The sequence below is a fragment of the Rhodococcus sp. NPDC080181 genome (genome assembly GCF_040702225.1).
Classification (GTDB): domain Bacteria; phylum Actinomycetota; class Actinomycetes; order Mycobacteriales; family Mycobacteriaceae; genus Rhodococcoides; species Rhodococcoides fascians.
On record NZ_JBFBKN010000004.1, the window covers coordinates 286,781 to 298,502 of the forward strand.

Annotated in this window: 11 protein-coding genes; all 11 read left to right on the forward strand. The window is 67.4% G+C overall.

Annotation, left to right across the window (positions count from 1 at the left end; translation table 11 throughout):
• The first annotated feature begins 90 nt into the window (after window positions 1-90).
• Entirely contained in the window at window positions 91-1,461 is a 1,371-nt protein-coding gene (dacB, locus tag AB0O58_RS07200; protein ID WP_052053284.1) for a D-alanyl-D-alanine carboxypeptidase/D-alanyl-D-alanine-endopeptidase, read from the forward strand.
• Entirely contained in the window at window positions 1,458-2,534 is a 1,077-nt protein-coding gene (locus AB0O58_RS07205) for a zinc-dependent metalloprotease (protein WP_052061339.1), read from the forward strand. Before dacB ends, AB0O58_RS07205 begins: the two co-directional genes overlap by 4 nt.
• Window positions 2,506-3,504, forward strand: a complete 999-nt coding sequence (tilS, locus tag AB0O58_RS07210) for a tRNA lysidine(34) synthetase TilS (protein WP_283550557.1) — start codon at window positions 2,506-2,508, stop codon at window positions 3,502-3,504. The genes AB0O58_RS07205 and tilS overlap by 29 nt, the downstream gene beginning before the upstream one ends.
• Window positions 3,505-3,515: 11 nt before the next feature.
• A complete protein-coding gene (gene hpt, locus AB0O58_RS07215) occupies window positions 3,516-4,067 on the forward strand; it encodes a hypoxanthine phosphoribosyltransferase (protein ID WP_027494374.1) in 552 nt (183 codons plus the stop codon).
• A 301-nt stretch (window positions 4,068-4,368) separates the two neighbouring features.
• Window positions 4,369-7,224: an ATP-dependent zinc metalloprotease FtsH gene (gene ftsH, locus AB0O58_RS07220; RefSeq protein ID WP_366238069.1), complete on the forward strand. Its 2,856-nt coding sequence runs from the start codon at window positions 4,369-4,371 to the stop codon at window positions 7,222-7,224.
• 267 nt (window positions 7,225-7,491) lie between these two features.
• Window positions 7,492-8,058 carry a GTP cyclohydrolase I FolE gene (gene folE / locus AB0O58_RS07225; protein WP_048317281.1) on the forward strand — a complete coding sequence of 189 codons (567 nt, stop codon included), beginning with the start codon at window positions 7,492-7,494 and terminating at the stop codon, window positions 8,056-8,058.
• A 19-nt stretch (window positions 8,059-8,077) separates the two neighbouring features.
• A complete protein-coding gene (gene folP / locus AB0O58_RS07230) occupies window positions 8,078-8,926 on the forward strand; it encodes a dihydropteroate synthase (protein ID WP_230593387.1) in 849 nt (282 codons plus the stop codon).
• Window positions 8,923-9,324, forward strand: coding sequence for a dihydroneopterin aldolase (gene folB / locus AB0O58_RS07235; protein WP_045841635.1), 402 nt, complete (start codon window positions 8,923-8,925; stop codon window positions 9,322-9,324). The genes folP and folB overlap by 4 nt, the downstream gene beginning before the upstream one ends.
• The gene (folK, locus tag AB0O58_RS07240) at window positions 9,321-9,830 is read left to right on the forward strand and encodes a 2-amino-4-hydroxy-6-hydroxymethyldihydropteridine diphosphokinase (RefSeq protein WP_032373862.1); all 510 of its coding nucleotides are present in this window, start codon (window positions 9,321-9,323) and stop codon (window positions 9,828-9,830) included. The genes folB and folK overlap by 4 nt, the downstream gene beginning before the upstream one ends.
• Window positions 9,827-10,297, forward strand: a complete 471-nt coding sequence (locus AB0O58_RS07245) for a DUF3180 domain-containing protein (RefSeq protein ID WP_032369421.1) — start codon at window positions 9,827-9,829, stop codon at window positions 10,295-10,297. Before folK ends, AB0O58_RS07245 begins: the two co-directional genes overlap by 4 nt.
• 90 nt (window positions 10,298-10,387) lie before the next feature.
• Entirely contained in the window at window positions 10,388-11,614 is a 1,227-nt protein-coding gene (locus AB0O58_RS07250; RefSeq protein WP_045841407.1) for a DUF6779 domain-containing protein, read from the forward strand.
• Window positions 11,615-11,722 lie beyond the last annotated feature (108 nt).

Genomic DNA, 11,722 nt, shown 5'->3' on the forward strand with positions numbered 1-11,722 from the left:
CGAGGATACTGTTGACTCGATGATCATGGGTACGACCACGGCAATGACGGAGGAACGGTGGCGGGGCTGACACGGCGATTCCTCGGTCCCATGGCGGGGCGTAGACGCAGGAAGAAGCGGTTGATCCTCACGCTGTGCGCGGTGTTCGTCGTGGTCCTTGCCGTTACGACCGCCGCTCTGGTGCTGCCCAGGGTCTCCGAGAGTGCCGACGCCGCGATCGCACCCCCACCCGAGACGGTGCTGCCGAACCCGTCGATCACCGCGTTCCCCGACTCCGCCCCGGTGCCGAGCGCAGCCGGTCTCGCAGGCGCGCTCGCACCCGTCGTTGACGACGCCGCGCTCGGCACCTTCACCGGAACCGTGGCCGACGCGCAGACCGGCCAGATCCTGTGGTCGCAGAATCCCGACACGCCCATGACTCCCGCATCGACGACCAAGGTGCTCACGGCAGCGGCCGCGATGCTCGCGCTTCCGTCCGACCACCGCGTCGCGACCCGGGTGGTCCAGGGCAGCGGTGAGGGCAACATCGTGCTGATCGCCGGCGGCGACCCCACGCTCACCGCCCTGCCGGTGGGTACGACCGGGTTCTATCCGGGAGCGGCACGCATCGACGACCTGGTGGAGCAGATCCGTCGCAGCGGAACCGCAGTGCGCAGCATCAGCGTCGACACGTCCATCTACTCCGGCGACACAATGGCCCAGGGCTGGTTCCCGGCCGACATCGCCGCCGGATCGATCACCCCGATCGAACCGATCATGCTCGACGGCGGCCGCTCGAACCCCCTCGTCGACGAATCGCCGCGCAGCACCACGCCTGCCCTCGATGCCGGCCGCGCCCTCGCCGCGGGACTCGGCGTCGACCCCGCTGCGGTGACGACGGGCAAGGCGGCGGAGGGTGCCGATCAGATCGCATCGGTGCAGTCGGCCCCGTTGCGAGATCGGCTGCAGCAGATGATCTATCGGTCCGACAACGTGCTGGCCGAAGCGGTGGGCCGAGAACTCTCGCTCGAGATGAACACGGCGGCAAGCTTTTCCGGGGCGGTGGCGTCCATCGGCCAGACCCTGTTCTCGGCCGGCTTCGACATGGCCGGTCTGGCGTTGCAGGACGCGAGCGGACTGTCGGTCGACGGCAGGATTCCCGCGCGCCTGCTCGATCAGGTGCTGACGTCGGCAGCCGGGAGCGGCCAACCGGCACTGCGGCCCATGCTCGACTACCTACCGGTCGCCGGTGCCACCGGAACGCTGTCCGATCGGTACGCCTCGGGTGATCGTACCGGTGCCGGCTGGGTTCGCGCGAAGACCGGAACCCTCTCCGCTGCAAGCGCTCTGGCGGGATACGTCGTCGACGTCGACGGTCGGATCCTGACGTTCGCCCTGATGTCCAACGACCGGCCACCCGATGTCAGTCGACCCGCCCTCGATGCCGTCGCATCGACCCTGAGAATGTGTGGTTGCCGATGAGCACCGAAACAGCAACCGCCGACGACAACGGCGCCACGTCCGGGTTCGCCGGCGCAGTCGACTGGGCGGTGGCCGCGAAGGCCGGAGCGAGATTGGCCCGCCCGGGACCGGCCACCTCGCGATACACCGCCGCCGCAGCCGTGGAAGAGCTTGCCGCAGCATCGATTCGGGCCGAGGGGCCGGTGCGGGAGACGACCGGTCTGGCCGACGGTCTGCCGGTGCCCGACGCCCAGGTGGTCGATCGAGCAGGATGGATCGCTGCAGCGGCTGCGTCGATGAAGCACCTCACCGGGGACGAGAACGAGGCACCCCCGACCGGTCTGCTCGGTGGCAAGCCCGCCGGGTTGCAGGCCGGTGCCATGCTCGCGTTCCTGTCCAGTGCCATTCTGGGACAGTACGATCCGTTCACCGGTGAGAGCGGCACCCTGCTGCTGGTCGCACCCAACGTGATCGCCGTCGAACGTGCACTTCGCGTCTCGCCCAGTGATTTTCGACTCTGGGTATGCCTGCACGAGGTGACCCACCGAGTGCAGTTCTCCTCCGCGCCGTGGCTCGGGCAGTACATGCGGGACAACGTCGGATTGCTCTCCGACGGCACCGACGAGCCGATGTCCGATGTCCTCACTCGGCTGAGCGGCGCTCTGAAGGCCAGGAAGAATCCCGGCGGATCCGCCGAGGACGCCGGCATCATCGGTCTGCTCCGCGCGACCCAGCCCGAGCCGCAGCGGCAGGCGATCGACCGGCTTCTCGTTCTCGGAACACTGCTCGAAGGTCACGCCGACCACGTCATGGACGCCGTCGGACCGGCCGTCGTGCCGTCGGTGGTGCAGATCCGCCGCGCATTCGATCGGCGACGCCAACGCAAGGTCAACCCCGTGCAACGCGTCGTCCGCACACTGCTCGGGATGGACGCAAAGATGGCGCAATACGTACGCGGCAAGGCATTCGTCGATCACGTCGTCGGCTCGGTGGGAATGGAACGCTTCAACACGGTGTGGACCGGACCGGACACCCTGCCGTTGCTGTCTGAGATCGAGGACCCGGATGCGTGGGTCGCGCGAGTCCTTGGCTGAGCCTGCGGAACGACCCAAGCTGCCCGAGTCTCCGGCGTTGCTGGAAGTTCGGCGTGCGGTGCGGGGTTGGTTGGCGGCGCATCCCGGCCCGGTAGCGGTGGCGTTGTCCGGTGGTGCGGATTCACTGGCGCTCACTGCGGCGACGGCAGCCGAGGCTTCGAACGTGGCGGCGCTGATCGTCGATCATGGACTTCAGGCGGGATCGGCCGAGGTGGCTGCCGTCGCCGCCGAGCGTGCCCGGTTGCTGGGCGTCGCCGATGCGCGGGTGCTGACGGTGACCGTGGCGGGTACGGGTGGGGTGGAAGCCGCCGCTCGCCGAGCCCGATACGACGCATTGGACGCCGCGCGCGGTGATGCCTCGGTGCTGGTGGCGCACACTCTCGACGATCAGGCCGAGACGGTGCTGTTAGGCCTCGGTCGGGGCTCGGGGCCTCGGTCTATCGCCGGAATGGCAGCGTTCGACGACCCGTGGGGTCGGCCGCTCCTCGGGGTCCGCCGCGCCGTGACGCGGGCCGCGTGCGCAGAGCTGGGACTCGAACCGTTCGAGGATCCGCACAATTCCGATCCGGACTTCACTCGGGTGCGACTACGCCACGAGGTGTTGCCGTTGCTCGAGGACGTGCTGGGTGGGGGCGTCGCTCCGGCTCTGGCCCGCACGGCCGAGCAGCTGCAGGACGACGGCCGGGCGCTCGACGCCATCGCCGCGTCCGTCGTCGATACGAACACCCGCGAGTTGGACGTCTCGGCGATCGAGTCGTCCGATCCTGCGATCCGCCGCCGAGTGGTGCGGCGCTGGCTCCTCGGCCGGGGTGTGACGTCGTTGTCGGACCGTCAGATCCGCGCTGTCGATGCGCTCGTCGTGCGCTGGACCGGGCAGGGCGGAGTTGCGCTGCCTGGGGGAACGCCGGAGGCGAGGTTGGTGTGCTCGCGTCGGCATGGCAGGCTGAGCGTCGGCCTGGAGAACGAATGAAGGGAAACCCCGTGTACGAGGGCGACATCGAATCGGTTCTCATTTCCGAGGAACAGATCAAAACACGGACCGCGGAACTCGCAGAGGAAATTGCCAAGCGGTATCCCGAGGGTGCTCCCGAAGGCGACTTGCTGCTGGTCGGCGTTCTCAAGGGCGCGATCATGTTCATGACCGACTTCGCGCGGGCCCTGCCCATCCCGGCGCAGCTCGAGTTCATGGCGGTGAGCTCCTACGGCTCGTCGACGTCGTCCTCCGGCGTCGTCCGGATTCTCAAGGACCTCGACCGCGACATCACCGGACGCCACGTGCTGATCGTCGAAGACATCATCGACTCCGGTCTGACGCTGAGCTGGCTCAAGCGCAACCTGGCGACCAGGTCTCCTGCGTCGCTGTCCGTGGTGACGTTGCTGCGCAAGCCCGACGCGATCAAGGTCGACGTGGAGGTCGCCAACGTAGGCTTCGACATCCCCAACGAATTCGTCGTCGGCTACGGCCTCGATTACAACGAGCGATACCGCGATCTGCCCTACATCGGGCTGCTGGACCCGAAGGTCTACAGCTGATCCGAGTCGTTCGGCTCCTCCTGCGTCGTCGGGCCGGCCGTGAATGGACCATTGCCGCGCCGAGACGTATGCAATGGTCCATCGATGCCGATAGTGTGCGGCTAGATACGGGGAACTGCCGGGGGAGCGCAGTCGTTGGAGGGGAAGAAGCGTCGACGCCGACAGGCGCGTGGACGCAGAGCGCCAGGTAAGAGCGAGTCCGATGTCCGAGTCTCGCGGTAGCCTGGAGCATCCGGCGGGCAGGGAGCAGCCAGCGCGCGGGAGCGGACTGAAAGGACACGGCCGAGTCGGCTGAAGCTGTATGAATCGGAAGACAGTAATACGAAATCTCGCCATCGTTTTCGGCATTCTGTTGGTGATCTATGCCTTCAGCTACTTCGGTAACGACACGCGGAACTGGAAGTCGGTCGACACCTCGGTGGCGATCGCCCAACTCGACGACCGCAATGTCGAGTCCGCGCAGATCGACGACCGTGAGCAGCAGATTCGGCTGACCCTCAAAGAGGCCTCGGACGCCACGGACAACGAGAAGCAGATCATCGCGAAGTACCCGGACTCGGCGTCCGAGCAGATCTTCGACAAGGTCGACTCGCAGGGCTTGAACAGCTACAACACCACCGTCACCCAGGAGAGCTGGTTCAGCTCGTTCCTGCTGCTCATCCTCCCGATGGTGTTGATCCTCGGCGTGATCATCTTCGTGATGAGCCGTATGCAGGGCGGCGGCCGCGGCGGTGTCATGGGCTTCGGCAAATCCAAGGCCAAGCAGCTGACGAAAGATATGCCGAAGACCACGTTCGCCGATGTCGCGGGCGCGGACGAGGCTGTCGAAGAGCTCTACGAAATCAAGGACTTCCTGCAGAACCCGGCGCGCTACCAGGCCCTCGGTGCCAAGATTCCGCGCGGTGTCCTGCTGTACGGCCCTCCCGGAACCGGCAAGACGCTGCTGGCGCGCGCCGTCGCAGGCGAGGCGGGCGTCCCGTTCTTCACCATCTCCGGCTCCGACTTCGTCGAGATGTTCGTCGGCGTCGGTGCATCCCGCGTGCGCGATCTGTTCGAGCAGGCCAAGCAGAACAGCCCCTGCATCATCTTCGTCGACGAGATCGACGCCGTCGGCCGCCAGCGCGGCGCAGGCATGGGCGGCGGACACGACGAGCGCGAGCAGACGCTCAACCAGCTGCTCGTCGAAATGGACGGCTTCGGTGAGCGCACCGGCGTCATCCTCATCGCCGCCACCAACCGGCCCGACATCCTCGACCCGGCCCTGCTGCGTCCGGGCCGCTTCGACCGTCAGATCCCGGTCGGCGCCCCCGACCTGGCCGGCCGTCGAGCGATCCTGAAGGTGCACTCGGCCGGCAAGCCCGTCGCGCAGGATGCCGACCTCGAAGGTCTGGCCAAGCGAACCGTCGGAATGTCGGGTGCAGACCTGGCCAACGTCATCAACGAAGCGGCACTGCTCACCGCTCGTGAGAACGGCACCGTCATCACCGAGGCGTCGCTCGAAGAATCCGTCGACCGCGTCGTCGGTGGTCCGCGCCGCAAGAGCCGCATCATCAGCGAGCACGAGCGCAAGATCACCGCGTACCACGAGGGTGGCCACACTCTCGCGGCATGGGCGATGCCCGACATCGAGCCCGTGTACAAGGTGACCATCCTCGCGCGCGGTCGCACCGGCGGTCACGCGATGACGGTCCCGGAGGACGACAAGGGCCTGATGACGCGGTCGGAAATGATCGCGCGCCTGGTGATGGCCATGGGTGGACGCGCAGCGGAAGAGCTCGTGTTCCACGAGCCGACCACCGGAGCGTCCTCGGACATCGACCAGGCCACCAAGATCGCCCGCGCTATGGTCACCGAGTACGGCATGAGCAGCAAGCTCGGTGCCGTTCGCTACGGACAGGAACAGGGCGACCCGTTCCTCGGTCGTTCGATGGGACAGCAGTCCGACTTCTCGCACGAGGTCGCCCGCGAAATCGACGAGGAGGTGCGCAAGCTCATCGAAGCCGCGCACACCGAGGCGTGGGCCATCCTCAACGAGTACCGCGACCTGCTCGACACCCTTGCCTCCGAGCTGCTCGAACGTGAGACGCTGACCCGCAAGGACCTCGAGAAGATCTTCCACAGCGTCACCAAGCGCCCGCGCATCACGCTGTTCAACGATTTCGGTGACCGTAAGCCGTCGGACAAGCCGCCGGTCAAGACTCCTCGCGAGCTCGCAGCCGAGCGCGGCGAGCCGTGGCCTCCGGTGCCACCGGCACCGAAACAGCTTCCACCGCAACAGTTTCCGCAGCCCAGCTACGCCGGGTCGCCGCAGCTGACCAAGGGTGGGCAGCAGAACGGCAGCAACGGTTACAACGGCGCACCCACCAACGGCGCCCCCAGCAACGGCGCACCGGGCACCGGCGAGCTCGGACCGAACACGGGTTCCGGTCGACGTAGCGCGCCAGCCCCCGGCGACTACAACGGCGGTAGCAACAACGGTGGCGGCTACAACGGGGCTACCAACGGTGGCGGCTACAACGGCGCTACCAACGGCGGTCCTGCCAACGGAAGCTACGGCGGGCCGGCCACGGGCAGCGGATACTCCGAGGGCTATCGCCGGCCCGAGCCCCGATCGGGTCCCAATGGTTCGGGCCCCGATTACGGCGCTCCCGCCGGCTGGTCGGCACCCGGCTGGCCGCCGCGCGATCAGCCACAGGTGCCGCGCTACCAAGGCCCGTCCACGCCGCCGGCTCAGTACCAGCCTCCGCGTGAGCAGGACTCGGATCAGGGCTACCGTCAGCATCCGACGTATCAGCAGCCGCAGTCCTACCAGCCGCCCCAGCCGCAGCAGTCGTACGACCCGCAGCAGCCGCAGCAGTCGTATCAGCCGCCGCAGTACCAGCCGGATCCGTTCCGGCCGGACGCCGGGGAGCACGGTCGCACGTCCCGGCACGAGCCTCCCTACGGCGAGAATTCCGAGGGCGCGCCGGAGTCGACTCCCACGTGGGAGGTTCCGGAAAGCTCGCACAACTACCCGCTGCCCGGAGACGATCGACCCGCTCATGGTTCGTCGGAGGAGTCGCAACAGGGTGAGCACGGCGACGGTCACGGAAACGACGACGGCGACGCCGGCCCACGCACCCAACGGTGGGAAGGACCGGGCGGCTCACACCGCTAGTCCGATCATTAGGCTGACTGGGTCGACCGTGACGGTCGACCCAGTGCGTCGTTTCGAACCCGTGCTGTTGTTCGTCGGCGAGCCGTTCACACCGAGCAGCACGCCCGCCCAGCTGCCACATTCGCGGAGCCCAACCGGAGGTACGTTCTCGTGTCAGTCAACAGGACCGACGAGTCGACAGGCGACTCGGCAGAAGTCCCAGCAGCCGTGCAATCCGCCGCCCCGCAGCAGGGAATCGTGGAGACGGTGGCCTTTGCCACGGGCGCGGTGTTCGACCAGCCCCGCGCGGAGGCCGCGGTACGCGAGTTGCTCATTGCCGTCGGTGAGGATCCCGACCGCCAGGGCCTGCTCGATACCCCGGCTCGTGTCGCCCGGTCCTACCGAGAGATCTTCGCCGGCCTCTACACCGATCCGGACACCGCGCTGAACACGACCTTCGACGAAGGCCATCAAGAACTGGTTCTGGTTCGAGACATCCCCATGTACTCCACGTGCGAGCACCACCTGGTCTCGTTCCACGGCGTCGCCCACGTGGGATACATCCCCGGCAAGAGCGGCAAGGTGACCGGTCTGTCGAAGCTGGCCCGCGTGGTGGACATGTACGCCAAGCGTCCCCAGGTGCAGGAGCGGTTGACCAGCCAAATCGCCGACGCGTTGATGCGCAAGCTCGACCCACGCGGCGCAATCGTCGTGATCGAGGCCGAGCACTTGTGCATGGCGATGCGCGGTATCCGCAAGCCCGGTGCCAGCACCACCACCTCTGCGGTCCGGGGTCTGCTGCAGTCCAGCGCGGCATCGCGTTCGGAAGCCTTGGACCTGATCCTCCGGAAATGACGGTTCCGGTCCGATCACGATGATTCTCGCGCGCTCCGTTCCCGCTGCGCCCATCGTCATGGGCGTTCTCAACGTGACGGCCGATTCGTTCTCCGACGGCGGTCGCTACCTCGACGTCGACGCGGCCGTCGAACACGGTCTGGCAATGCATCGGCTGGGAGTCGACATCGTCGACGTCGGCGGGGAGTCCACGCGCCCCGGGGCGGACCGCGTCGACCCGTCGGTCGAGGCGCAGCGCGTCGTACCGGTCATCTCGGCGTTGGCCGCCGAAGGCGTGAGCACCAGCGTCGACACGATGCGCGCACACGTCGCCGCTGCGGCGATCGAGGCCGGGGTGTCGATCGTCAACGACGTCTCGGGCGGTCGAGCCGACCCCGCAATGGCCGGCGTGGTCGCGCGAGGCGGACTGCCGTGGATCCTGATGCACTGGCGGGCCGCCGACTCGACGTTCCGGCACACCGGTCCGGCCGATCACTACGACGACGTGGTCGCCGACGTCCGCCGCGAACTGCTCGAGCAGGTCGACCACGCAGTGAGCGCCGGGGTCGACGCGTCGCGGATCGTGCTGGACCCGGGCCTCGGATTCGCCAAGAACGCGGAGCACAACTGGCAGCTGCTGCGCGGACTGCCCATCCTGGTGGAATCCGGTTTCCCGGTTCTGGTGGGTGCGTCCCGCAAACGTTTTCTGGGCTCGCTTCTCGCCGAACCCGACGGTTCACCGCGTCCACCGGACGGCCGGGAGATCGCGACGGCCGTCGTCTCGGCCCTCGCCGTCGCCGGCGGCGCGTGGGGAGTGCGGGTGCACGACGTCCGGTCGTCACTCGACGCGGTGGCCGTCGTGCGGGCATGGCAGGGTGGTCGCGCATGAGCGAGATCAACAGTGCCGCTGCAGGGACTCGTCGCGGCGACCGCATCGAATTGCGCGGGCTGACCGTCCGCGGCAATCACGGTGTCTTCGACTTCGAGAAGCGAGACGGCCAGGACTTCGTCGTCGACATCACCGTCTGGATGGATCTCTCGCCCGCGGCCGAGACCGACGATCTGACTCGGACGTTGCACTACGGCGAGCTGGCCGAACATGCCGCGGCGGTCGTAGCGGGCCCGTCCCGGGATCTGATCGAGACGGTCTCCGCCGAGATCGCCGAGGTGGTGCTCGGTTACGACTCCCGAGTCGACGCGGTGGAGGTGGTGCTGCACAAGCCGTCGGCTCCCATTCCCCTGACGTTCGGCGACGTTGCCGTGGTGGCCTATCGGGAGCGAAAGTGAGCCGTGCAGTGCTGTCGATCGGCAGCAACATCGGCGACTCGATGAGCCACTTGCGTTCTGTCACAACGGAATTGGGTTCGCGCGTGGTGGCGTGCTCGGCCGTGCATCGATCTGCTCCGTGGGGTGGCGTCGAGCAACAGGACTTCCTCAACGCGATCGTGGTGGCCGAGGACGATGCCTACGGCCCGTGGGACTGGTTGCGTCTGGGGCAGCAACTCGAGGAGGCAGCGGACCGCGTTCGAGTGCAGCGTTGGGGACCCCGCAGCCTCGACGTCGACGTGATCGTGTGCGACGACGTCATCAGTGACGACCCGCGCCTGATTCTTCCCCATCCCCGTGCACACGAGCGCGCGTTCGTGCTGATGCCGTGGCTGGACGTCGAGCCCGACGCCACGCTTCGGGTCGACGGGGCGGACGTGCCGATATCCGAGCTGCTCGAGCGTCTGAGTACGGACGAGCGAGCGGGAGTCGTCCGTCTCGACGGCGACGGTGATCGACTGTGGTGACCAATCCCACCAAGATCTGGGATGTCTTGGGTTTGTTTCTGATCGCCGCAGTGGGCACGTGGCTGCTGGTGCGGGTTTTCTACGGTTCGTTTCCGCCGATCCCGGTGTACGCCGGAGCGTCGCTGTATCTGGTCGCGGTGGTGGAAGTGGTGACCGCGGTGATCGTCCGCAATCGCATCGCCGAGCATCGAGTGGGTACCGGTCTGCACGACCTGCATCCGTTGACGGTCTTCCGGGCGCTGGTGTTGGCGAAGGCGTCGCTGCTGGTGGGAACCGCTCTGGTGGGGGTGTGCGTCGGCTTCCTGGTGTACGTATTGCCACGTGCGGCAACGGTGCGAGCGGCGTCCGCTGACCGAGCCGGAGCGATCGTGGCCCTCGTCGCGGGCCTTGCTGTCGTCGCCGCCGCGGTGTGGCTGGAGCAGTGCTGCCGCACCCCGGAAGATCGGGACGACGAGCGCTCCCGATAACGTATCCGTCCCTCGATCGTTACCTTCGTTGTGTACGTGATCGGTCGGGGATGACCAGATGCGACCGACAGGCCGGTTACCCTTGAGAACATGACAGATCAGACTCGCGCCAAGAAGGGACGCCGAAAGCGGCGTAGTGCGAGCCAGCTGTTCCTCGCGGCGCTCGTCGTGTTCGGCATCGTCGCCAGTGTGCTGTTGTTGTTCAGCGAAAGCGTTCAGTGGATGCGCGTCGGGGTGCTCTCGGCGCTGTGGGCCGCGGTGATCGGTGCGTTCGCGATGACGAAGTACCGCAGGGAAGCGGCCGCGGATCAGACCAAGGCCAAGGACTTACAGACCGTCTACGAACTGCAGCTCGCCCGCGAGATCTCGGCCCGACGCGAGTACGAGATGAGCGTCGAAGCCCGGGTGCGCAACGAGACGCGGTTGGAATCGGACGAGGTCGCTGCGCTGCGTAACGAACTGGCCGCGCTGCGCCAGAACCTGCAGGTGCTCTTCGAGGGCAATCTACCGACCGAACGGGTCGCACTGCGCGCCGAGGCGATGCGGATGCAGGAACTCGGTGGCCGTGGCTACGACAGCTATCAGCCCGCCCCGTCCGGGTTGTACGTACGGGGTGGCGGCAACGGCAACGGACCTGCAGGCCCCGGCTTCAACGGCGTAGGTACGCCCTACGACGAGCCGGTCACCGCCGAGACGTCGGTGGTCTACCCCGAGGATCCGGACGAAATGCCCCGCGCGACCGCGGCACCGGACACCGATTCCCGGTACGCACAGGACGCGTCTGCCGAGCAGGGTTCTGCACCGGAGGGTTCCGACGACGTCACCGACGCCGGGCAGAACGACCGCACCGAGCCGCCGGCCGCGCAGTCCCGCCCCTACGGGGCACCGAGGCCGGCCGGTCGGGTGAGCCCGCCCACCTCGCCGTTCACCGCATACAACTTCGAGCAGACGCGTCGACCCGCGGCCGAATCAGAACCTGTCGAGGACGCCGAACCTGTCGAGGAGGCCCAGCCCCAGCAGGCCACCGAGTCCGAATCGGCCGAAGAAGAGGCCACGTACCCGGAGTCTCGCCGATCGCTGCGCGATTCGGCCGATGCGTTCTTCGCAGCCGACCGCGTCGACGACACGCCTGCCGAGGAGACGGCGGATGCACCGCGACGCGGACGCAGGCGCGCCGAATCCACCGAGGAGGCGTCCGGCGCGCACTCCAACGGCCGTTCCGTCGCCGAGATCATGGCCGGGCTGGCAGGCGGCGATTCGGCCGACACGACGACCACCGACGCCGGCACGCGTCGCCGTCGCCGTCGCGCAGACTGAGAACCAGATCACACCGGTTTCCCATGGCACGTTCGGTGCCGCTGTCGCTATTGTTCCCTGCAGGACGTCTGGTACCCGCCGAGCGGGACTGGAACGAACGAGAGGAAA